The organism is Spirochaetales bacterium, assembly GCA_016930085.1.
Lineage (GTDB): Bacteria > Spirochaetota > Spirochaetia > SZUA-6 > JAFGRV01 > JAFGHO01.
Genome location: JAFGHO010000086.1, coordinates 1 through 22566 on the forward strand (window position 1 = coordinate 1; position 22566 = coordinate 22566).

The window sequence follows — 22566 nt, forward strand, 5'->3', positions numbered from 1 at the left end:
CCATGACGGAAAGCGTTAAAAAATCGATCAGTTCCATATATTCCTCCTTTTCATTTCCATATCAATGGTCTTCATTGAGAGTGTAACCGTTTCCGGGGATTCTTTCTAACACTATATTGCGCTGAAAAGGCCGTATGCGGCAAAAAAACCGGTACTATTTTGACGGCGGAATGCTTATTTGTAATCATGTAACATGATAACAAATAAGAAGCTTCAGGATTTCTTTTCTATCGGGGTATGCAAAAAAGCCGGATGTTATCGAGATAGATCAATTATATAGTAAGATTCTATTGGGTTTATTTGTCTCATTATAGAAAAATCAAAGCAGCTATCACTTTTTGAGCGTTATATGATGTATGAGAATAATTAATCAAGGAGGGTCACATGGTAGAATCCGATCCGCATGAATTCCATTTTATCATGACGGATAGAATGAGAGAGAAGCTGCACAATCTGACATTGTTCGGTTCGAGGCGTTCTTTATCCGGTATCATTGTCGGGATTTTGTCCTGCGTCGATCCTTTGATTATAAAGGAACACAAATGGGGAAGGCAAAGAATGAGCCGTTATCGAGCGGTATCGGAGGATCCCGATGAAAGGCGTGAACACGCGCACGTGTATTTGTCCGAGAATATGTATCGGAAGATCAAGCTGCTGCATGCTGATTTGAATTGCTTTAGCATCGCACAGTTGGTGAGGGGGTTGCTGGAGTTGTTTTTGGCGATGGTGGAGAGATATGGAAATAAAGTCATTGAAGAATTCGAAAAAAGATTTAAGCAATGGAGTGTTGAGGAGAAGAGATTACAACAGTCCCCTCGAAGGAATTTACGACAATTGTTTACGATAATTCAGCATCTACCGGGGAGAAATATATTAATTTCTCTCTATGCTTCTCATTTTTTACCATTTTGGATACTTCGGCTTTAAAAAATATCCACAAACCACTCACCGCTTTCCACAAATACACCCAGGCCACCCCCCTTTTGACCGATTCCATCATTCACAAAAAATCACGACGGTTTTCGGAATCCGTCATGCGGCACTTCACTTCTTTTCAACCAGATACAGATATTCTTTAACATGGATATCCCTGTTTCTGAGATTTCTCGAGCCCCTGAAGGTGTTATAGGTGGTTTCGAGGGTCTCAACCTTTCCGATTTTTTCGAGCATCGAGGTCATCTCGTCTTTTCCGGTAAACCCTTCCGAATTGAACGACACAAGGATGTATTTCGCTTTCAGGGTGAAAAGAAGGTCGCGTAAGGCCGACGCCGCGCGATGCGCCTTGTTGTAATCGGAGCGTTTCCAGAAGACGGGAATACCCGATACCTCGCTTGTCTTGGCGGGCCTGCGGTAAGAGGTGATAAGGTTCAGCATGAAATAATTTGAGCCGTAGGGATGTTGATTGTAGGGGGGATCCACATACGCGATATCGACTTCTTCGACCATCGGTGCCAGGGCGTTCGCGTCCGAGAGGTGAATAATCACCTCGCATTCATGTCTGCTGAATACGGGAAAGGGCAGTCCGATCGCCCCCTTGATCCTCCTCAGCGCGTCGCCTTTGGTGCCCCCGAACCTTCCGATGCCGTTTTTCGCGTTTTTATAGAACCCCTTGAACACGCCGGCGGTATTCGCGTGAATCGAGGCTTCGGAGAGGAGTGGAGCGATAAAAAAGTGCCGGACATCCTCGTCTGTTTCCCCGATATACTGCCGCGCCGTATCGATATACCGCGCGTTCCTGTTCGTGTAAAAGACGCGTTCGCCCGGCTTTATACACTCGTCGTTTTTGGGGGCGTAAAGTTCGGTAATGAAACCCTTCCTGAGTGGCAATGTTTCCAGCCGGGAGAGCAAATCGGTATGAATGGATGCTAATGATTTGAAAGATATGTCAGACCGATTTGTGAGGTAACAGCGGTTGATGGTCTGCGAATAGGGCTCGATGTCGTTGACGAGAAGCAGCTCCGCGTACTGCTTGAAATACCGCGAAACGATACCCGAGCCCGAAAACACATCGAACACTTTCAGTTTTGTCTTTGAAAGCCTTTCCGCCGCGATCCGGACGCCTTTCCCGATAAAATCAAGCAGGGCCCGCTTGTTGCCGATATAGGTGACAAGCTGCTGCCTTAGGTACGCCGGGTCTTCCCCCTGTATCCTCAATTGATTGACGCCAGGTATTGTATCGTATCGGTCTTTGAACATTGTTACGAACGGTTCCTTTTATCCCATCTTATTCCAAACCGATAGATATGGCAACCGACTCCTTATGTTCCCGCATCTCCCGCGCGGCGACTGGAGTTGATTTTTCCGGTATGCTGCTTTAGAGTAATAACGAAACCCGCAAGACGATACACCGATTCAGGGAGGAATTATAAATTCGGCGCGGTCAGGGAATTAATCGAGGAAGGGAGATAGCCGCGCCGTATTGATGGAATAATTTACTATTTTTTACTTGATTGCGGGGTTTTTTCGTTTTAAATTTATCATAGTATATGTATTATCCCGATATCACGCCTTCCTCATTGGTATGAGTATCGAAAAAGGGAGAAAAGGACAATGCCTGTATGAATAACGCCGATACAGAGAAGGTAAATCATATCGAAGAGGTTTTTCCGATAGAAACTCTGCTTCAGAAAAAGATTTCCTGGGTTTCCAAAGTGGTCCTGGTGATCGCTATCGCGGGATTCTCCACGTACGGCCTGCTCGAACTCCTCGCGGGTGTTTTTGAAACATTCGTTATCGGAGTGGGAACGGGCGCATTGCTTCTTTTCCCGCTCATTCTCCTTTTTTTCGGCAAGGTACGGCCCGGTATCGGCCTTTTCATCATTATCATGTCACTCTCCGTGCTTTCGACCCAGTATTTTTATCTCGGCAACCAGGAACTGCTCGGCCTTATGATGATCGATTTTTCCGTCTTTTTCGGTCTTGTCATCTGCGCCGCACTCATTCTGGTGAAATACCGGATCATTCTCTTTATCGTCCTGTTGACGGCGACGGCCGACGGTATCGTTATCAGTATCATTTCAGACAGTATTCCCTTTCTCACCAAGCGCTTTTTTCTTGTCGAGCTTTTCATTCTTGTGGCAATCGCCTTTCTGGTCTATTACTTTGCCTACCTCTACGACGCTTTTTTCAAAAAGGCCGTGAGTGAGTCCGAAAAACAGCAGCGCGCGAACAGGGAACTGAGAGAACGGAATATCGCCTTCGGGCGGTTCGTGCCGCATCAGTTTCTCCAGCTGCTCGAGCGGGAAAGCATCGACGAACTCACCCTGAGCGATCAGGTGCAGGCCTCGATGACCGTCATGTTCACCGATATCCGCTCGTTTACCACCATTTCGGAAAAGATGTCGCCGCAGGAAAGTTTTACTTTCCTGAACAGCCTCCTCAAGCTGATCGGGCCCACGGTCAGGCACTACCACGGGTTTATCGACAAGTATATCGGGGACGCGACCCTTTCCCTCTTTCCGGAAAAATCGGACCATGCGGTCATGGCCGCGGTGGAAATCCAGAATCTGATTTCTATGTATAACAAGCAGCGGGCGATGCAAAACAAGGACCCCGTTACAATCGGCATGGGTGTCAATACCGGTGAAGTGATCGTCGGTATCATCGGCGAGGAAGAACGGATGGAAGAAACCGTGATTTCCGATACGGTCAATCTCGCCTCCAGGATAGAGGGACTGACGAAATCATACGGCTCCTCGATCATCATCACCGGCGAAACCCTCGAAAGCCTCGAACGAAAGGACATGTTTCATTTCCGCTTTCTCGACCAGCTGCAGGTGACGGGGAAAATACTCCCCGTATCGCTTTATGAAATTCTCGATTGCGAGGAACAGACGATCATGCTGAAAAAACTCAAATCGAAAAAGGTGTATCACGAAGCATGGGAACTCTATTGCGACGGCAGACTCGATGAGGCGATCAAGAAAATGAACGCGATCATCAAATATAATCCCCATGACAAAGCGGTACAGTACATGCTGGCCCGGTGTCTGGAGTATTTCAAATAGCGGCTTTAAAAGAATCGGGGTGCGCGATTCCTTTTTATATGGTATACTGTCTTTGTATGCGAAATATATTCATAGGTTTCAGTATTATTTTTTGTCTCCCCGTTTTCTCCTGCCTTCCCCCGGACACCGGAACGGTTCCCGGAAACGTTTTTTACCTCGATCCCGCCGGTGGGAGCCTGGCGGGTGACGGTTCGTTTGAACGGCCCTGGCCGGGACTGCAGGAGGTGATCGAAGCCGGGATGATCCGCACCCACGCCTTCGCCGATCATCCCTGGGATGAAGGGGATGTCCTTTACGAGCGCAATCCGGGAGCCCCGGTTGCGGCGGGCGATACCCTCCGGCTTCTCGACGGCAATCACGGGGAAATCGAACTGCACGAATACTACAACCTGCGGTATCTTACCGTCGAAGCCGAAACGGGCCACCGGCCGGTCTGTTCCCGCCTGGACATACAGGCCGCCGGAAAGATCATCGTCCGGGGATTGACGGTCAGGCCGATACCGGGATATACGGAAGCCTGTACCCTCATCCGCGTTGCCTCCCATGACTGGCAGGGGCCGGTGGATGATATTACCGTCGAAGACTGTACCGTCTATTCCGTCGAAAATGCCGAAAGCTGGGGCCTCGAGGAATGGAATTCGCTTGCCTGCTCCGGGATAACGGTGTCGGGCAATAATGTCACGATCCGCAATAACGAACTTATAAATGTCGATTTCGGGATATCCTACAGCGGCGATTTCGGCGTTGTTTTCGGCAATACCGTTTCCAATTTTGCGGGCGACGGCCTGCGTGGTATCGGAAACGATCTGCTATTCGAAAACAATATCGTCCGGGACAATTACAATGTGAACGAAAACCATGACGATGGATTTCAATCCTGGTCTCTGGCAAGCCGGAATCAGCCCCCGAGGGAGCGCGTGGTCTTGAGGGGGAACATTATCATCAACTGCACGGACCCGGAGCGTCCCTTTCAGGGCGGACTTCAGGGGATCGGCTGTTTCGACGGATTCTTTATCGACTGGGTGGTGGAAAACAACCTGATCCTGGTCGACCACTGGCACGGGATCACCTTCCTTGGGGCAGTCAGTACTAAAATAGTCAACAACACGGTCATCGACACGACCGGCCAATCCCCCGGCCCTTCATGGATCATGATCGGCGCCCACAAGGACGGACGGCCTTCACGGGACTGCCTTATCCAGAATAATATCGTTCATTCGGTCTCCCTCGATCCGGGCGCGGGCGGTGCGGACAACAATTTGCCGGTCACGGACCTTGCTCTGCTTGAAAAACTTTTTATCGATCCCGCAAACCGGGATTTCAGGTTGAAAAAGGGGTCCGCCGCTGTCGATACCGGCACCCTCGTCAACAGCCCCCTCACCGATATCAACGGGGTTTTAAGACCCCGCGGCAAAGGGGTCGATATCGGGGCGTACGAGAGTTATTGATCCGTTAAAAATATATACAGAGGCCGATCATTCCGGCGTTCCCCAGCGTCAGGTCGACCGACCATTGCAGGTTTCCGCTTACATGTTCCGTCTGTCCGCCTGTATGGGTCGTCACCGAAGGCCAGCCGAGGGTTCCCAACAGTTCGTATTCTGCAAAAAGGGAGAGGTTTTCCATAAATCTGACTTCGATCCCCAGCAGGGGGCCGAGTTCAAGCATAAAGACTTCTTCACTGGACCAGTCCCCCCCGGCGATATCCGTCCGCGATGAACGGTAACTGATTCCCGCATCGCCACCGAAGTACGGGCTGATTTTACCCGTTGTGAAATGTCGTTCATAGGCAACAGCCGCGCCAAAGAGAAAAACCGACGGGGGCTGCCCGTCGTCTTCTATCATAACATCCAGCATTCCACGGAGAAACCATGTACCGGGGCCTGCCTTGAATCCGATACCGCCCCTGTATGTCCGGACTTCCAGGAGAAGCGAAGGGACGTTAAAAAGAAAGGCTTTCTCAAAGGAACCGGGTTCCATGCCATTGAGTGCGGCGGCAGAGAATATACAACAGACGATAGCGATACTCGTTTTATTAAACATGGTTCAGCTTAATCGGTTATAAAGACCGGGTCAATAGTGTTCTTTGGTGTGATGTAACGGAGGAAAGAGGGAACTGCCGGAGATTCGGTATCTTTTCCGGCTTTATTTTTCCAGAAAGAATTCCATCACACTCGTGTGTACCTGTATCCGCTCCTTCATGGATTCATATACCGAAGACTCGAATGTAAAAGAACACTTGTTGTAGTGGATAAAAAAATAATGGGCAAGGGGCGAACGCGAAAACCAGCTTTGCACATGAACGAGGTAAGCGGGGAAGGCAAGAATACCATCCCTTGTTTCAAAGTCATGGTCTTTGTAGCCGTTGTCGATTGCCAGGTTTTTACCTGATAAATAAGCCATGAGATTTTCCGCCGTTTTCCTGTTCGAGACCGAATAATTATAAATAAAACCGCCTTTTGATCCCGTTTCGTGGAGATCGAGAATCAGGTGAAGTTTTTTGCCTTTAAAATAATCTTTTATGAGAGCCGCTTCCTCTGTCATAAATGAATTGAAATCCCGGTTGATGTCGTAACCGTTCCCGTTATACCGGTAATTGTGAATGAAGCCCCAGGGATTGACGACGGGAATGAAATGGACGCGATAATGTAAAAGCGGGTTTTCCCTGTCGAGATACCTCAGATAGCCGATGACCGCTTCAAATCCGGCCGGTTCATTCCCGTGGACGCCGCCCGTGACCAGGGCGTCCTTTGTCTCATCGGCGCTTCTGTCATAGAAGACATCGAAGAGGGGGTACGCATCCTCGCCGTACGTTGTTTTTCCAATCGTGGTAACGGCGATATGGCCGGAATCGAGGGAACCCATGCAGTCGACGATACGCCGGTAGTCCCGTTTTTTTTCGTACGCGTCATAGCCGCACCAGCCTTCGACCGGTTTGTTCCCGACACACGTGCAGGAGGCGAAAAGAAGTATCAAACAAATAAAAAATACAACCTGTTTCAAAACATCATCCGGAACCGCCTTGCATGCTAATTGAATATGATCGAAGTGTCAATATATGCCTTTATGTCATTGACTTTCGAACATCGTTTCGTTATCATATTGTTCCATGATCACCCTCGCAGTCGATGCCATTATGGTGAAAGACGAAAAGCTGCTTATGATCGTCCGCGGCGGAAGCACGTTTCACGATTTTCTGGCGCTTCCCGGCGGCATGGTCGAAGAAGGCGAGACCGTTGAAGAGGCCGTTATACGGGAGATAAAGGAGGAGTGCGGTGTGGACGCGGTGCCGTTGGAGATACTGGGAGTATATTCCGAACCCGGAAGGGATCCGAGGGGGCACACCTGTTCCGTCGTGTTTGTCATGGATTTCAAGGGAACGCCGGAAGCCGGAGACGACGCAAAGGATTTCAGGTGGATAGCCCTTCCGCCGGACGAATCCGAAAGGATCGCCTTCGATCACCGGAAAGTGATCGGCGATTATCTTGTGTGGAGGGAACGGCGGGGAACCTATTGGTCCGGGAAAACAACTCGTTTTGGGCACTGAATCCCGTCTCCCGGATGTGTCGATACCGGAAGTAACGGGATAAGGAGTACGACATATGTCAGCGACATGGATGTACGACGAGTTTAAACAGATCGGTCTCGATTATTCCGATACCCTGAATGCTGATACCTACGACGAATGCATGCAGCGCCACAGGGATTACGTCAGGGAAGCGGAATACATCCTCGGATTACTCGAAGCCGGTCCGGACGACCGGCTTCTCGAAATCGGTACGGGAACCGGCCACTTCGCGATCGAGGCGTCCCGGCATGTCAAACACGTGACCGCGGCGGATATCTCGGAAAAGATGCTTTCATACGCGCGGCGAAAAGCCCGGAAAGCGGACCGGAAGAATATAACCTGGTCGCATACCGGATTCCTGAGTCACGAGACGCCGCGGCGGTATGACATCATCATGTCCAAAATGGCCCTTCACCACCTTCCCGATTTCTGGAAAGCGGTAGCACTCAATAGAATACATAAAATGCTTAAACCGGAAGGAAGGTTTTATCTGGCGGATGTGGTCTTTTCCTTTTCCATTGAAGATTACGGGGTTAAATGCGGGGAGTGGATCGCGCAGACAATCGGGCTGTTCGGGGACGAGAACGTGGGAGAAGAGGCGGCGATGCACATCCGGGAAGAATATTCGACCTTTGACTGGATAATCGAGGCGATGATCCGGAAGGCCGGATTCACCTTTCGAATTGAAAAAAAGTCCGATTTTTTTGCCGGGTATGTGTGTGAAAAAAAATAACAGACGCATTATATTTTACCCAAGCTTATCATCATTTATGTATCTTATAGAAATAAAGTAAATTGCAAACTATTTCAATCGAATAAATATTTGACATTTCTATGATGACCTGCTATAGTTGAAAAAAAAAGGACAAATCAGGAGGAATTAATGAAAATAAAAAACAAAAAGAAAACAATCATTATTGCATCTGTCGTTGTTGCCACTGCCATTCTCATGTTCGTTGCGGGCTGTTCCGTGGAATGGGACTGGCAAAGAAAAGCGCCTAGTATTCCGGATACGACAAAGGTGATCGAGGGTGCTACTGCCGGTTTGATTACTTCCATAGCGGATGATAAAAGTTCAGTCACATTCTCCTCTGAGGACGCCACGATAAAATCACTTGCACCGGGAGATGTGATCATTTCCGGAGCAACACCGCTTACCCCGAGAGGGATGATAAGGCGTGTCACCGGAAAAAATGAAGAGAGTGGACATATCATTGTGTATACGGAGCCGGCAAGACTCGAAGACGCTATCGAAAATGGATCGTTTGAATATGAGACGATACTCGAACAGGATGAAATAATCGAAAAAAAGGCGCTGAGAGAAGGTGTTTCTTTCAGTACGGAATCGAAAAGCAGATTTGATATTGAAAGCAACCTTGTTATAAATTTCGATACGGCGATAATGCGTGGAGTAACATTGACGGGAAATGTCTGTTTTAATCCGAAATTGCATGCTTCTGTAAAGATTAAAAATTTTTTACTCACTGACGCAGATGTACATGTGGCATTCAAGGAAAGAGTGCAAGTAGGAGTCGAGTTAGGTTGTTACGGTAATATCGATAAGGAATTTAAAATAGCGTCGATAAAATACGGCCCTTATACCGTAATGATAGGATGTGTTCCGGTCGTTATGAGTCCTGAGATTACCATAAAAGCTGGAATTGACGGAGAAATAAGTGCAGGTGTCAGCACAAGTGTGTATCAGCAGTCAGTTCTTCAGCTGGGGGCTGTTTATCGAAACGGGAAGTGGAAGCCGAATAATTCTTATTCCAATGAGTTCGGATTTTCTCCGCCGACTTTGGAAGCGTCACTGGATGCAAAAGCCTGGGCCGGTCCTTCGATCAGTATATGGATATATGATACATTCGCGCCCTGGTTCGAGCCACATGTTTACCTGGAACTGGATGCCGATATTTCCAGGAAACCATGGTGGTGCCTTTATCTCGGATTCGATGTATCGATTGGAATCGATTATTTCAACTGGTTAATTTATGACGAAGATGAACTCGTCAGTTTTAAGGTAGTCGACTTTAAGAAGGAACTGGCCTGCGCATCGGTGGATGATCTTCCGCCGACAACCACGACGACAACGACGACGACAACATCGGTCGCGGCCGTCACAACGACGACGACAACGTCGGTCACGGCCACACCGACTCCCGTTCCCGATATCAAATTGACGATCATCTACTGGAGTAATTCAGATTGTACACAAGGAGGGCACCGGGTTATCAGAAATCCGGATCCGCCCGTTTCGATTTCGACATCACAATGGTACTGTTATCCCAACAATTGCAACGAGACGACAGAATATTTCGATCACTGGGAAATAAAGCCGCCAGGGAGCGTCGTTCTGGAAAGTCAAGGCCGCCAGACAAAGATTATAAAGGTGAATGCCAGTGCAACCATTACAGCAAAATACTTTTAATTAATTTCAATTGAAACGGCAACTCTTTATTTTAATAATACTTTTATTACCCTCTTTTCTTTTCGCGGCGGATTTTGAAAAAGATATCGACGATATAATCGCTCGGTACGAGGATGACGCCCTTTACCGTTATCTTACCGTGAACAGGGACAACCCCGATTTTACTGAGATTGAGGATTACATCCTGAAAAAAGTTAAAGAGATTATTCTCGGAAAAAATTATGATCGTGGTAAAAAGATGCTGGAAACGGTATTGCTTAACAACCTTGATAATAAAAAGGCGCAGGATATGTATTTGTCTATCAATAAATATATAAAGGAAGAAGAAGATGCAGAAATACATCGTCCGGATGAACAAAAAGAAACAATAAAAGAGGTTATAGAACCCTTCCCCCTCTTTTTTACATTGCAGGCTGGTCCTGTCGGCACGTTGTTCACCTATTCACAGTTTTTCTCGCGATATTACGCTGAAGATGATACCCCGTTTCTCTACCATTCCATCATACTTTTTACGTATGGTATCTCTCTCGCCTGTTCGATATATTGTGTTCTTCCTGCCGTCGAAACGGGTATTGAAGTGGATTTCGATACCTTTTTCCTCACTATATATGGGGAAGAAGGTACTGAGTTTTTTTACAGGATTGTTTCGTCGACGACATTGTCTTCGATCGATTTTCCGGTTTTCCTCCGGCTTGGTTTCGCTCACAGGATCTATACGTTTAGCGACACAATTAACCCGGATGTGCTGCTTGCATCGTTCCCTTCTCCGGTAATCGGAATTGGATTAAGGCGGGTGCATTTTCTTCGGGATCTCGGTATCAATGCTTCAATCGATTATTATTGTGCTTCGCTGTTGACATCATATGCCGAGGTGGCAATCGATTGTGCCGTTGCCCTCTTTTATCGTCTTTACAGAGGAACGCTTTTCAGCTTCGAGATAAACTTTGAGATTTCGGATTTTATCATTATCAACAATGATTATATCGAAAATAATACAAAAATTGTTATTAATGCGGGGATGAGTATCAATGAAAAGTAGTATTGCAGTTGTTACCTTTTTTTTCTTTTTGATAATGCCATTATGTTTATTGTATCCTGAGGAAGTCCTTGTTGAAAAGTATGTTGAAAAAGCCAGGGATTTTTTCATTGTGAATGATTACGCGAAAGCCTATTCATATATCAATTTTGTTTTAAGATATTATGATGAGGAAGGGCTTCCGGAAGACATACGACAATTGTCCCGCGATATCTATTATCAGCTTATTAAAATTACCTTTGAAAAAAAAGACAGTGAAATGCTTGATGAAATATCGATGTGGGTTGAAAGTTATCCGGCAGTAGCATCAGGGAAGGTTATTGATTTATTGGAATCCGCAAAGGAATCAATGAAATCAGCGGCAAATGATAACGAAAGCGGTATGACAACGGATAAAGCGGGGGAAAAATTTGCAAACCCGGAAATCGATGAGTTTATCCGAAGACAGGAACTGTTGGCAATGATTAAAGAAAAACGGGATTCTGAGCATATAAACAAACTGGAAAGCTTAATTTCAGGGTTACTCGAAGAGAAAAAAAAGGATACCGCATCTGAAGATAATAATGTTCAGGTTATTATTATCATTCTCAACAGTATCCTTATCCTTCTTTTACTTATCAATATTCTCCTTGTAACAGGAATATACAGAAACAGGAGAAGATAACAACTCGTCGGAAAATCACCACGCGAGCTTGTATTTCGCGGCAATTTTCATGTCTTTTCTCATAACCAGTTCAAGCGGGTTACTCGTTGAAATAATCGCACCGTTCTGATCCTCCCAATGCGAGAAATAGATAACCGGACCGATAGGTGTGGACGGAATAAGATTTCTAAGGTCGGGCGCCTTTATCCTGACCGGGGTTCCGTACGGATAACAATCCAGATCAGGCTCCGGGACAATATGAATGCAGATATCCGTACCCGTGTAGGTGGGCAGTATATCGCGTAAACAGACGTCCGCGACGGAAAGCCGGTAACACGGCACCGGTTCGATTTTACGTATGCTGATAATTTCGAGCAATGGCGTTTTTATCATCAATATCCCGTCTTCTGCAAATATGTACCTGATATAACCGGTGAATGCGACACGAAGACCGTCGATCTTGAAATCATCCGGAAGGTTGATCGGCCGGTAGGTCACTCCGCTTTCGCCGATGATTTCCTCATACCCTGAGTCGGTGGAATAGATCAGCCTGACCGTCCCGGTGTCTTTTACGATTTGTGGCGTGGGGACGGGCGCGGCGGTCGGCTGCGCCGTGGGTTCGGCCGTCGGGGGGGATGTCGGAACGGCTGTCGGGCGTACGAAAATGATGATAATGACAAGCGATGTTTTGACCCCCGGCGTGACGGCGGCACTCCCCTGTCCATCTCCCACAATGTTTCCGTCGACGTCCACGGCTGTGACAACAATGTGCCATGTGCCTGAAGCGAGGTCGGGGATGACGACTATTCCGGCTGCTGTCCGTATAGAAAAGGTTTCTCCGTTTTCGCCGGTTCCCTTGACGAAATATGAGTCGACAATCGCTGTCTCTTCAGCCTGTACTTCCGACTGATCTTCGAGACTCATCTCGAGTTCGATACTTCCCTTGTTTTCTTCCGCAATGTCGCAGGCGAGTACTGCCAATACTAAAGCGATGAGGGAAACAAATGATGTTACTTTTTTCATTAATACCTCCATGAACAGATATATCGAAAGCAATAAACCGCACGCAACGCAGGCGGCTTATCTTTTTTATGTATATATATCGTTTCCTGATACAAAAACCCTCGAAATTTCAGTACATTTTTCTCAGGGAATGAAAAGAAATGGATGCAATGGATGCGTGGTTTTCCCTTCCGCCGCGTTATTAATAGGGAATGGATCAAGGAGGAAGCATATGGCCGATAAAATCCGTATTTTTATACTTTTAATTTTAATAATTCCTTTTTTTTGTTTTTCTGCGGTCAATTATATCGAACGGACGATGTACGGTGAATGGATATTCCGGTATGAAATCGACTCGAAGACTGTCCCTCCGGAATATGAAAACGGATCGAACACTCAGAAAATCATTTCGGTAAAAGGTACGGTTTATCTCATGGAAAACACCGTATGTCTCGACATGCTTCCCTCTTCATGCGGCTATCCCCTTTCCGAAGGGGATTATACCGATGAATTACGAGATTATTGTGTGCCTTTTTTTTACGGCTACGGGGCGGCTGAATACGGGCGGTTGAAAAAAACTGCCGAGGAGATTGTCGGGGATGCGGCGCTGCTTCATGAAGCCGTTTATAAAATAATCCGCTATATACGCGCAAATGTATCATACAGCAGCAATGCCCCCACAGAACCCCTCAAGGTTCTTGCGCGAGGAAGAACCTATTGCGTCGGGTACGCGAATCTTGCCGTGATCCTGCTCCGTTCCGCGGGAATTCCGGCCAGAAGCAGGACCTGTTATATGCCGCCCGGAAAAAACTGGGGTTCAAGTCACGGGGGGTGGCATGAATATATCGAAGTTTTTTACCCCGGCGCGGGGTGGCTGAGCTGCGATCCCCAGGATTCCGTGTTTTTTGTGGACCCCTATCACATCGTCATGGAGAGGAACGCATCGTACAGGCGACAGGTAGGTGAGGAGAAACGGTACACGACACTCGAGTACGTGACGCCCGAAGGGTTCAGGAAAACGAGGACGTATGATCTCAAGAAACGGCTCGTCGAGGGAGAAGACGGTCTGTATATCTTCCGGGGAACCGTTCTCCTCGATGAGGGTGAACGCCTTTCATCGATCGAGGTTAATGATTATCCTTCCTGCTTCAAGATGGGAAATACCTACTACCGTGATTACTCCTATGATATCATTATCGACGGCAATACCTTTCTGTTCGGTTTTTCGAAAACCCTTTTCCCCGATGACATTGGCGTATCCGTAAACGGCTGCCATATGTCCATAGGCACCGATACCGCAGAAGGAAACATGATTACCGCCGAAATCAATCTGAAAAAAACGACAGACGACGGCCTCCCGAATCCGCATATCCTCACGTTCGAATTTCGCCACCCATTGACCTCCGTCCCCGTTTCGTACGGGAATATTTTCCGGTCTGACGGCGGAGGAAGCGGTTTTTTCGGACGCACGGACAGGAACGGAACCCTCTCGAGATACTTCAAGGACGAGAATGAAAAAAATGCCGTTTTTTCTTCGTCGATATTTATGGAAAAAAGCTGGTATCTTTCATCGATAAATCCGTCGGGAAGACTTTATTTTACATTCGGCAACACCGGGGAATCCCCGTATGTGTCGCGGACGTTCTCATCGGATGCCGACTATTATCGTGACGCCTTTGAACGCGACGGATGCGCCGTCCTGGGAAGTGTCTCCTTTCCCGGAACTCCCCCCGGCGGGATGCTGTACGCGTTCGTCTCAGGCCGGCCCGGGGAGACGGCGGAACCGGTCCTTCTTCCCCTTTCCGGTAAAAACAGGCGAAAGGGTGATTTCTATTATTTTTACAACAAAGAAAAAGGGGTGACAACGATCATTCTGGCGGAAGAAGGAAGGCTCGTGTTATATGACGGGAAGCACCTCGTTGTCCTTTCTTCGGAGAACGGGGCGAACCATCTTCGCGTGGAACCATCCGAATGCAATCTGATTCTCTCTGCGCAGTCATCGAGAACCGATTCCGAGATTATGATAACCACGGGGGGAAGTGGAACATCCGGTGAAACGCTGGTATTTCCCCTTGAATCGGCCGGCGGGACGATCTTCTGTTTTCTTTCTTCGGGCGAATACTATATCGGGCTGAATGATGTCATCATGAGAAAAATCATTATGGACGGAAATGTTGTCCGGATCACCCTCGACGAACATGGTCTTCCCAACTACGATGTGCTGCGGGAATATTATTCCGGCAGGCACGCGTAAAAAGGGTTCATGGTATTGATGATAGTAATGGCGCTCATACACTCCTGTATTCAGACCGATATATTCCCGTCATTCAGGTTCGACGCGAACGCGAACGTGGCGGCCGTTATACGGCGCGTACGCCATAACGTTTCAAGCGCTTTGCGAACAAGGACGGCAGGCAAACACATCCATTTGCCGGTTTCCCGTCTCCACTACCGGCTTTCCTCATCCTCCGCTATGGTCTTGATTCCCGACAATCGTTTTATCTCCTCTTTTATTTTCCACCAGTCACCTGACCGGCATCCGGCCACCAGGACCGGCGCGTCGTCGGGGGCAAGCCGCTTCCCGGGAGGAATATTCATAAGTACTTCCCCGTACGCATCCGGGTGACGGTTCCCTTCTTCATCTGTCCAGAACCTCACCGTGACCGCATCGCCGGCCGGTACGACACCGTAACAATACCCCGTTTCCCTGTCTTCCCAGTGATCGAGGACATCATCGTCGCCGGAAGCATCCCCCCCGATAAACGAAAGCGCGTAATGGTAATACCCCTTCAGGAACCAGGCCGATGTATCCGTATTTTCGATCCAGAGGACCCGGCTTTCGAACCAGGGCAGCCCCCGAAATAAGGAAAGCCGGTAACATATCCTGTATTTTTTTCCCCACTGATGTGTATTCGCCAGGATAATTGTCATGACGGTCGCCGTCTTCCCTTCTGTGACGGCGACAGATTCCGTTATATCGGTCCCGACCCACCTGTCCTCTTCTGTCCGCTGCCAGACAAGGGGAACGAGGCTTCCGAGCATTGTTTTATCCATACCGATCGAATCGAATATCGTCCCGTTTTGTCTGCTGATCTTTTCAACCCGCAATACGCCGTTATCGATAAGAACGCCGTCCCGTTTCTCGGGAAACAGCAGATTGCCCGGTTCCCCGCCTTCACGTTTATAGAGGTAACAATCCTTTTTTCCGTAACCCGGAAGGTCTTCGATGAGAAACATAAGCCGGTATCCGTCCCCCACGGGCAATACGTCGGCGGGGATTGCCGTTCCGACGGTACCCTCGAGGAGCTTCCAGGTTCCCGATGCACCTGTCCGTGTACTCCCGATATCCGCGACGACCGGAATGTTTTTCATACCTTCCGCGTTTCCGTTTACCGTGCAAACAGGTATCCTCACGCCGCTTTCCCGGCTGTGCCAGGGGGTTCCCGGAAGATAGGCGTGCATGACGGCCCTGTTGTTTTCCGCGGTTGTTTCAAGAAGGGGTTGTTCGGGAACGGCAACGCAGGTGATATACCGGAATCCCGGATGACGGCGTGCGGGCGATTCCGCCGGCACCCCTTTCGTTTCACCGGGACTCAGGATAAGGGGCTCATACCTTTTTTCACCCTCTTCATATATAAAGACCGTACATTTTCCTTCTATTCCTCCCCTGTTTGTGACGCTAAACGATCCCGCCGCAACCGGTTCGACGGCAAAATCCGTGGTGTGGCCGCGGTGAATCTCGTAAACAAGCGGATTCAGGCGTGAGGCGGCTTCGGTGAGAAGTTCGTGCGGTTCGTCGGTCTCCTTGAGAAGTCCGTAATTCGAATCTTCCGGAAAAACGGAGGAAATACCGGATGCGGGCTGATCGACCCACATGAAATAGTTCGAACCGACGACAAAGGGCACGGTAAAAAGGTATTTCTGAAACGAGGTAAATGCAAAGGCCCTGTCGGTCTGTGTGGGAACGCGCTGACCGGCCCCGTGGCGGCAGGGCAGCCCTGCATCGAGTGCGGGAAAACTCCATTCGGTGATCATGAAGGGTTTTTTCGCCTCTTCATGCCATGCCGAAAGGTCGTCTTCGAACCCGTCGACCGGTTTTCCGGTTTCGAGGTCGAGGGTACGGTAGCAGTTGACGCTGACAATATCGCAGTATTCACCCGCGACGTTCCAGATCCCCGGCGCCCGGCCCGCGAAACGGCACCCGAGGATCATATGATGCGGGTCGTATTTTTTAATCGCGGCGGTCGTAACGGAAAAGTAGGTTTCAGCGGCCAGCCGGATATAATCGTTTATCAAGCCCCGCGCGTGTTCGGTCACCGGTTCCGGCGCGGTCCGCAATGAGAGAAGGGAGTCGAAACCTTTGAGAGAAAGCCCCCACTCCCTGTTGCACAATGTAATATCGGTGTAATAGTCCCTGAAAAGGGAGACAAGGGCTGTCTTTGCCGGCGCGTCAGGCGGCAGGGAAAAGGTATCGGCAAAAAGACCCTTTCCGGTCCACTGGTGCCACTCGAGTTCGTTGTCGAGAAAATATCCGATCAGCCACGGATCATCGCATAACGGAGCACAGAGTTTTTTTGCCGCCTGTTCGCAGTAAGGCCCGAATCCGGGGTGAAAAACGTCCGGGAATCCGGTCCAGGTCGTTTTGGGGGTTATGTAAAACGCCTCTGCGAATCGCGTGCCGATGTTGAGGTTGACCGGGTAGGGAAGATGCCGGCGGCGGACGGAAAGCGAACTTCCCGCCCCGAGGGCATTGAACCCCCAGCTTTGAAGCCGCCGTGCCGAGGAGTCCGCCCATGCGTCCTCGTTTTCATACCGCTTCTCCACGTTCTTTCTGTACGGCGAGTACCCGAGCGCTTCGCACCACATACCGTTGTAGGAGACATGGTCGGTCCCGATGATAAAAACGGCCGATCCCGCGGGGTCGACGACCCACCAGATCCCGTCTATCCGTTCGGTATGGTAAAATCCGGTCGCCGTACCGTCAATGCCGCTTTCGGTCCGGCTTTGAAAGGGGGGGGGAACCGGCGCGTCATTCCGGTGTGACACCGGTTCCCCCCCGGCGGCTTCGAAATAGAGGCAGGATGTCACGAAGCCTTCGGACACGATTGCCGGTCTTCCATAGATGACGGCTTCATTGTCGAAGCGATAGGCGATATGTGCCTTAACCGTTCCCTTCGCATCGAGGATGTATCCTGTAATCCCTTCACTCGAGCACATCAGGATGAACTCATACACACGGCCGTATTTCCACTCGAACCACCGGTCTTCTTTCAGGGCGGTAAGCCTGGTTTTTTTCTCGTATTGGGACAGCCATGTTCCCCCGTACATTTCCGCCAGCTCGGCGAAATGCTTTTTCCCGGAGACATCTGGTTCTTCCACCACAGCGAGCTGCCAGTAATGGTCGTCGTCGATATACAGACCGATTCCCGCGATCTTCCAGTCTTTTTTCACTGTTTCGGTTACCTTTATACGGGCTCGGATGATCAAGCTGCCGCAATACGGTGATGAGGAGGGATATGCGAAGGCTTTGCTTTTTTCCCTGAGAATGAACCCGTCCTTCCCCGGGAAGAAAAGCAGTCCCGTATATTCCCACATCCGGAGAAAGTCAAGATCTCCGGTAAAATCGGTCTTGATCTCATAGGCCGGAGCAAAGTCGGGAACGGTCAATGCCCGTGTGTTCTCTGTGTCACATGTTCTGGCGCCGGTCAGTGTCAGGAGGACAAGACCGATGGCAGACAATGTCATAATGCAGTGAAAGCGATTCATGCAGTCTCCTTTCGTCCGGCATGACTCGTTTCCTGTGGAGCCATACAGGGAGGTGAGGTTCTTCACGTGTTTTGTGCGGAAGATCCGGTACCGTTTTTCCCCTCCGGTGCCGTCAGTGTTCCGTATCCTCCGCCTTTTTTTGTGACCCGGGTCCCCCGTCCACCGGCGTGTCCGTCAGTGAAAGGCCGCCTTCGTCCCCGTCTGTTTCGGCAAGCGAGAGTCCTCCGCCGTCACCCTCCGCTTCCGGCAGCGAAAGCATCCCCGTCTCCTTTGGACCGATCCGTCGTTTGATGTTTCGCATCGCGTCCTTCGCTTTTTCCCTGACATACACCGGATGCATCATGTTTTTCGAAATTGATTTTAGCGGGCCGACCGCCGCCGCGGTTCCCTTTTCTCCCAGGATTTCAATAACGCTTTCAAGCATGCCGCTTTCGCTGTTTTGAAGCAGGAGGATCAAGAACTCGAGGCCGGTGTCCCCGCCGTACATTGCGATCAGGGCAACGAGTTTTTGTTTCTCCTGCAATGACGTACATTGAGGGTAACATGCGATCACGGCATTCAGGCACGTTTTCCCTTCTTTTTCAAAAAGAAGTTCGACTGCCGTCGAGATATGATCTGCATGTATCGAAGATTGGGGACGAAGACGCTTTAGCGTGTCATAAATATATTCGACGCCCTCCCTGCCGAGTCTTTTCAGGGCAAAGAGGGCGACCTCTCTTGAGGGATCGAACAATACCCGTTTTAATACAGGTGACAATATCGGATCGTCGGGAAATCGTTCGATCATCACCCGAAGACTGCGCAGCCGTACTCCGGGGACATCGTCGCAGCTGATATTGTTGATGAGCCGCGCCCTTAGGTTATCTTCTCTCATTACCCGTTTCGATAATCCGATAACGCCCTCGATCATTTCGATGACACTCGAGGGCGAATAATCGACGGGGAACATGTAAATGGAAAATTCGGTTTTTTCCGGTGTGAAAACAAATCTGTTTGTGTTCCTGATAATCCTCATGAATAAATGCCGGGTATTACTGTCAAGGAAAGCGAGTATTTCCGTATCGTTCAATCCCGTGACACCCAGCATCCCGTCGAAATCGGTATCTCCCGTACAGGCTGTGCTTTGCGGAGACGCCATCTTCCGGTACCCTCCGCCGTATTTGATGGTGCAATGATAGCGGGGTTTTGTTTGTTTCGGAGATTCGATGGTGACGAAGAAGTGTTGCTGTCGTTCATTAAAATTAATCTCGATGCCGAAGTTATCGATAGTTCCCGACAGCAGATTGTAATCCGCGTTTGGATACCGCAATCCGTAATGCTTTTTGATTTCCAGGAAGACATGTCGCGGTTTTTGTGAAGGCCGTTCCCGGGTGTGTCCGCCGGTACCCGTGAGAAGGTCATAAAACGAAGTTTTATGATCGGAATATTTGATCATAAAAAACGATACGATAATGAATGTTATTACGCCCGCGATCAGAAAGACAAACATATCATGTATTGATAAGTGTAGTATAGATATGGGTGAAAAGACAATGAATTGGAGCGGAAACCTTCTGAAATATTTCCATTATAAGCATTAATACGACAATTGTCGTATACGGATTCCCGCAGGAAAAAAATCCTCGAAAATGATTACCTGCCGCGACCGAATATCATCTCCCTGAAAGCGGCGTAAACCGGTGCAATCCTTATCTTCACGGTATCGATCGCGTCCGGGATTTTTCTCATGATCAGTTTGTCGCTTCTGCTTCCATTGCCGTTTTTGACAAGGGGGATGAGTCCTTCGACCATACACCCGGCTTCAGAGGCGATACCGATCGAATCAGGGGCATCGGAGCCGGAAAGATCGATGACGACAAAACCGTAGTTGAAACCGGCGGAGGCCCGCATTTTTTCAGCATAGTAGAGGTGTTTATCGACATCGGCCTTTATACCGGAACGATCCCCGCCGTGCCCGCCGTCCGTGTCAATGACTCGTTTGAGTCCGAACGATTCATAAATCATCTTTGCAAGCGGTTCATGTGAGGGTGGGAGAAAGACCGTTTCCGCCCCGGTCAGAGACGCGGCGAAGTCCTTGCTGATATTCATAAGCATGAGGACCGTTGTGCTCTGGCCCTCTCCGGTGAAATCGGGGGCGAGTCCCCGGAAGAGACCGACCGGTTTCAAATTGAAATTCCGCAAGGCGCGCTGTGAATAATCGATTTCGGTGGTGCAATCGGCGGTGACAAACGACGGATTTTTCGCCCTGATGATACTGCTGATCTCAGCAAGGATGATCTTGGATATTCCCTGATGCTGGAACGCTTTGTGCACACAAAGCCGGGAGATCTCGCAGGCGCTGTCCTCATACGACAGGAAAGGATATTCCGGTTTTCTTACCTGGCCGAAACCGACGGCTTTTCCGTTGTGGTAGAGGAGGAGTGAGGTGATATCCACATTCTCGATATCCCGCTGGATCGTGTCCTTGAACAGATAAGGATGACCCGCCTTGTACACGTTGCAGAAAAGTGCGCGGATATCATCCGCGTCCCCCATGATCGCTTTTTTTATATTCATGATCCATCCTATCCGGTTTTACGGCCAGACGCAAGGGATGCAACCTAAAAATCATCCAGTGCGGCAATACCTGCAAGGTGCCCGGTTTCTCCCCAGCTTTCGAGCCGCCATGTCCCGTCCGTTACCGAAAAACGGTTGATGCTCCCATTGACAAGGGAAAACTGCCGGTTCGAGGTAAGCGGGATCGAGAGAACGAACCGTATGAGACTGTCGAGCGACCCGCCGTGGGTGACGACCAGGATATTTTTCCCTTCGTGCGATGAGGCGATCGATCGAAAGCACGCGGTGATCCGCTCGTGCCGCTGCCTGACGCTTTCGCCCCCAGGAATGACATACGAGGTATCGTGGGATCTGAACGACGCATACGCTTCCGCGTGTTTTTCCCTGAACTCCTCCATGGTCAGCCCCTGCATGATGCCGAGGTGGCGCTCCCGAAGGCCCTTTTCGGCGGTAACGGCAAGCCCTGCGGCTTCTCCGATAATTTTAGCGGTTTGTACGGCCCGTCCGAGATCACTCGCTATAAGCACATCATAGACCGGTTTCAGCCAGGCCGCGATCGCGAGGGCTTGTTCGATCCCGGTTTCCGAAAGCGGGCTGTCGTCATGCCCCTGCTGTTTGCCTTTTCTGTTCCATTCCGTCTCCCCGTGACGGATAACGGTCAGTGTGGTTATCATAGGGCCTCCTCCCCGGTCGATACCGATCCATTATCATAGTGAAAATATATCGATAATGAAAGGCTTATGCACACTTCATTTACCTGTTTGACTGTATTTTCTGGAAAAAAATAAACAATGATTATTTATTTAGTTATTAAAAAAATAAGACTTATTTACGCACTCCATTTTATTTGCCTTCACTCATGCAAGGATTACATAGTAGAAGCGTTAACAATAATCTAATGTCCGAATATTTTCCGCGCAATTTTTTTGTTTTGTATTTCGGCATATAATGAAGGAATTAACAGTTGATAAGCCTTTGAGAGTATAACGCAAACGATACCGGTACCCGCCAGTAAATTGATTGTATCTGTATCGAGATATATCATGCGGAAAGAATCGGCTGCATATATGAATAACAAAAAGCCGAAACCGATAGTGTCGCCTAAAAAACCGATGGTGCCCGATAAATAGTCTGCTTGCGCAAAAGACCCGGACCCGAAACCGATAATGCCGTTCATCAATGTCGGAAAAACACAGTCCATTTTCAGCGTCGAATACAATAACAGCTTCTCATTCATCGTCAAAGCATCAATTTGTAAGGTTTCGAGAAAATCGGCATTTTGTGCTTGTATTGAAACTGTAAAAGTTAGTAGAAACAAAACGGTTACTATACACTTTTTCATATCGACCTCCCCGTAATTGTCATAGAAAAGGAAAGAATGACACAGACTTACCGGGATAATTTTGTATATACAATCTGAATTTGTCAATACCAAACAGTAACTTAAAAACGAATGACAATGAAACATTTAATTTCTCAAATAACAATACGATGCCAAGGGATGTATAGAGATTCAACTACAAATTTTGTCCATTATAATTCCATTTTGAGTCTAAAAATGGA

18 protein-coding genes are annotated in these 22566 nt (G+C 48.8%); 9 read left to right on the top strand and 9 right to left on the bottom strand.

All coding sequences use genetic code 11. The features are described from left to right. Window positions 1-384: 384 nt before the first annotated feature. Entirely contained in the window at window positions 385-927 is a 543-nt protein-coding gene (locus JW881_14865) for a hypothetical protein (protein MBN1698795.1), read from the top strand. A gap of 117 nt (window positions 928-1044) precedes the next feature. On the opposite strand, the gene JW881_14870 is transcribed toward JW881_14865, so the two are convergent. After that, window positions 1045-2196 (bottom strand): DNA adenine methylase, encoded by a 1152-nt coding sequence (locus tag JW881_14870; protein MBN1698796.1) that lies wholly within the window; start codon window positions 2194-2196, stop codon window positions 1045-1047. A gap of 362 nt (window positions 2197-2558) precedes the next feature. Here JW881_14870 and JW881_14875 point away from each other — a divergent pair, with 362 nt between their 5' ends. Then, window positions 2559-4007: a hypothetical protein gene (locus tag JW881_14875; GenBank protein MBN1698797.1), complete on the top strand. Its 1449-nt coding sequence runs from the start codon at window positions 2559-2561 to the stop codon at window positions 4005-4007. A gap of 56 nt (window positions 4008-4063) precedes the next feature. Further along, window positions 4064-5455, top strand: coding sequence for a right-handed parallel beta-helix repeat-containing protein (locus JW881_14880; protein ID MBN1698798.1), 1392 nt, complete (start codon window positions 4064-4066; stop codon window positions 5453-5455). Between the two features lie 4 nt (window positions 5456-5459). Here the strand turns inward: JW881_14880 and JW881_14885 are convergent, their stop codons facing one another. Further along, a complete protein-coding gene (locus tag JW881_14885; protein ID MBN1698799.1) occupies window positions 5460-6047 on the bottom strand; it encodes a hypothetical protein in 588 nt (195 codons plus the stop codon). Window positions 6048-6149: 102 nt separating this feature from the next. Continuing rightward, complete coding sequence (locus JW881_14890) at window positions 6150-7007, bottom strand: DUF2817 domain-containing protein (GenBank protein MBN1698800.1); 858 nt, start codon at window positions 7005-7007, stop codon at window positions 6150-6152. A 106-nt stretch (window positions 7008-7113) separates the two neighbouring features. Between JW881_14890 and JW881_14895 the strand changes: the two genes are divergently transcribed. From JW881_14895 to JW881_14915, 5 genes are all read left to right on the top strand, one after another. Further along, window positions 7114-7551 carry an NUDIX hydrolase gene (locus JW881_14895; protein MBN1698801.1) on the top strand — a complete coding sequence of 146 codons (438 nt, stop codon included), beginning with the start codon at window positions 7114-7116 and terminating at the stop codon, window positions 7549-7551. Window positions 7552-7606: 55 nt separating this feature from the next. Next, window positions 7607-8305 (top strand): class I SAM-dependent methyltransferase, encoded by a 699-nt coding sequence (locus JW881_14900; protein ID MBN1698802.1) that lies wholly within the window; start codon window positions 7607-7609, stop codon window positions 8303-8305. 150 nt (window positions 8306-8455) lie between these two features. Then, complete coding sequence (locus JW881_14905) at window positions 8456-10000, top strand: hypothetical protein (protein ID MBN1698803.1); 1545 nt, start codon at window positions 8456-8458, stop codon at window positions 9998-10000. A 10-nt stretch (window positions 10001-10010) separates the two neighbouring features. Further along, on the top strand, window positions 10011-11039 hold the full coding sequence (locus tag JW881_14910) for a hypothetical protein (protein MBN1698804.1): 1029 nt from the start codon (window positions 10011-10013) through the stop codon (window positions 11037-11039). Then, window positions 11029-11700 carry a hypothetical protein gene (locus tag JW881_14915; protein MBN1698805.1) on the top strand — a complete coding sequence of 224 codons (672 nt, stop codon included), beginning with the start codon at window positions 11029-11031 and terminating at the stop codon, window positions 11698-11700. The genes JW881_14910 and JW881_14915 overlap by 11 nt, the downstream gene beginning before the upstream one ends. A 15-nt stretch (window positions 11701-11715) precedes the next feature. Here the strand turns inward: JW881_14915 and JW881_14920 are convergent, their stop codons facing one another. Beyond that, window positions 11716-12702 carry a PT domain-containing protein gene (locus JW881_14920; GenBank protein ID MBN1698806.1) on the bottom strand — a complete coding sequence of 329 codons (987 nt, stop codon included), beginning with the start codon at window positions 12700-12702 and terminating at the stop codon, window positions 11716-11718. Between the two features lie 211 nt (window positions 12703-12913). Here JW881_14920 and JW881_14925 point away from each other — a divergent pair, with 211 nt between their 5' ends. Next, complete coding sequence (locus JW881_14925) at window positions 12914-14935, top strand: transglutaminase domain-containing protein (protein ID MBN1698807.1); 2022 nt, start codon at window positions 12914-12916, stop codon at window positions 14933-14935. A 194-nt stretch (window positions 14936-15129) separates the two neighbouring features. Here JW881_14925 and JW881_14930 read toward each other — a convergent pair whose 3' ends face one another. The 5 genes from JW881_14930 to JW881_14950 all read right to left on the bottom strand — a co-directional run bounded on the left by JW881_14930 (window position 15130) and on the right by JW881_14950 (window position 22345). Then, window positions 15130-18447: a hypothetical protein gene (locus JW881_14930; GenBank protein MBN1698808.1), complete on the bottom strand. Its 3318-nt coding sequence runs from the start codon at window positions 18445-18447 to the stop codon at window positions 15130-15132. A 112-nt stretch (window positions 18448-18559) separates the two neighbouring features. Then, window positions 18560-19936: a hypothetical protein gene (locus JW881_14935; protein ID MBN1698809.1), complete on the bottom strand. Its 1377-nt coding sequence runs from the start codon at window positions 19934-19936 to the stop codon at window positions 18560-18562. A gap of 143 nt (window positions 19937-20079) precedes the next feature. Then, window positions 20080-21003: a GNAT family N-acetyltransferase gene (locus JW881_14940; GenBank protein MBN1698810.1), complete on the bottom strand. Its 924-nt coding sequence runs from the start codon at window positions 21001-21003 to the stop codon at window positions 20080-20082. 44 nt (window positions 21004-21047) lie between these two features. Beyond that, a complete protein-coding gene (locus JW881_14945; protein MBN1698811.1) occupies window positions 21048-21677 on the bottom strand; it encodes a histidine phosphatase family protein in 630 nt (209 codons plus the stop codon). Window positions 21678-21898: 221 nt separating this feature from the next. Further along, the gene (locus JW881_14950) at window positions 21899-22345 is read right to left on the bottom strand and encodes a P13 family porin (protein ID MBN1698812.1); all 447 of its coding nucleotides are present in this window, start codon (window positions 22343-22345) and stop codon (window positions 21899-21901) included. Between the last annotated feature and the right edge of the window lie 221 nt (window positions 22346-22566).

Bases quoted from the DNA above. Each gene is read 5' to 3' on its own strand.
- JW881_14930 (MBN1698808.1), bottom strand. From the start codon at position 18,447: ATGAATCGCTTTCACTGCATTATGACATTGTCTGCCATCGGTCTTGTC.
- JW881_14900 (MBN1698802.1), top strand. From the start codon at position 7,607: ATGTCAGCGACATGGATGTACGACGAGTTTAAACAGATCGGTCTCGAT.
- JW881_14950 (MBN1698812.1), bottom strand. From the start codon at position 22,345: ATGAAAAAGTGTATAGTAACCGTTTTGTTTCTACTAACTTTTACAGTT.
- JW881_14940 (MBN1698810.1), bottom strand. From the start codon at position 21,003: ATGAATATAAAAAAAGCGATCATGGGGGACGCGGATGATATCCGCGCA.
- JW881_14870 (MBN1698796.1), bottom strand. From the start codon at position 2,196: ATGTTCAAAGACCGATACGATACAATACCTGGCGTCAATCAATTGAGG.
- JW881_14885 (MBN1698799.1), bottom strand. From the start codon at position 6,047: ATGTTTAATAAAACGAGTATCGCTATCGTCTGTTGTATATTCTCTGCC.
- JW881_14865 (MBN1698795.1), top strand. From the start codon at position 385: ATGGTAGAATCCGATCCGCATGAATTCCATTTTATCATGACGGATAGA.
- JW881_14880 (MBN1698798.1), top strand. From the start codon at position 4,064: ATGCGAAATATATTCATAGGTTTCAGTATTATTTTTTGTCTCCCCGTT.
- JW881_14875 (MBN1698797.1), top strand. From the start codon at position 2,559: ATGAATAACGCCGATACAGAGAAGGTAAATCATATCGAAGAGGTTTTT.
- JW881_14905 (MBN1698803.1), top strand. From the start codon at position 8,456: ATGAAAATAAAAAACAAAAAGAAAACAATCATTATTGCATCTGTCGTT.
- JW881_14895 (MBN1698801.1), top strand. From the start codon at position 7,114: ATGATCACCCTCGCAGTCGATGCCATTATGGTGAAAGACGAAAAGCTG.
- JW881_14945 (MBN1698811.1), bottom strand. From the start codon at position 21,677: ATGATAACCACACTGACCGTTATCCGTCACGGGGAGACGGAATGGAAC.
- JW881_14915 (MBN1698805.1), top strand. From the start codon at position 11,029: ATGAAAAGTAGTATTGCAGTTGTTACCTTTTTTTTCTTTTTGATAATG.
- JW881_14920 (MBN1698806.1), bottom strand. From the start codon at position 12,702: ATGAAAAAAGTAACATCATTTGTTTCCCTCATCGCTTTAGTATTGGCA.
- JW881_14935 (MBN1698809.1), bottom strand. From the start codon at position 19,936: ATGTTTGTCTTTCTGATCGCGGGCGTAATAACATTCATTATCGTATCG.
- JW881_14925 (MBN1698807.1), top strand. From the start codon at position 12,914: ATGGCCGATAAAATCCGTATTTTTATACTTTTAATTTTAATAATTCCT.